Here is a 346-nt window from a genome sequence, read left to right on the forward strand (position 1 = left end):
CACGTCCCAGTCCCTTGAATTCCGCGCCCGGATTTGCCTAAGCGCCTTCTATGAACCAGAAACCAGCTATTCCAACAGCTGGACAACCTTCCGCGATCCGTCCCCCCATCGCATCATACGACGGTGCAGGAATATTAACCTGCTTCCCATCAGCTACGCATCTCTGCCTCGCCTTAGGGGCCGACTCACCCTGCTCCGATGAACGTTGAACAGGAAACCTTGGGCTTACGGCGTGCGGGCTTTTCACCCGCATTATCGCTACTCATGTCAGCATTCGCACTTCTGATACCTCCAGCATCCTTTACAAGACACCTTCGCAGGCTTACAGAACGCTCTCCTACCATAT

The 346-nt window shown here is 54.3% G+C and carries 1 rRNA gene; it reads right to left on the reverse strand.

Going from position 1 to position 346, the window contains the following annotated elements:
* Positions 1–346, reverse strand: a 23S ribosomal RNA gene (locus ACQ7JA_RS25060); the annotation flags it as partial.

This window comes from Massilia sp. BKSP1R2A-1, from assembly GCF_050586525.1.
In the GTDB taxonomy this organism is placed as follows: domain Bacteria; phylum Pseudomonadota; class Gammaproteobacteria; order Burkholderiales; family Burkholderiaceae_D; genus Telluria.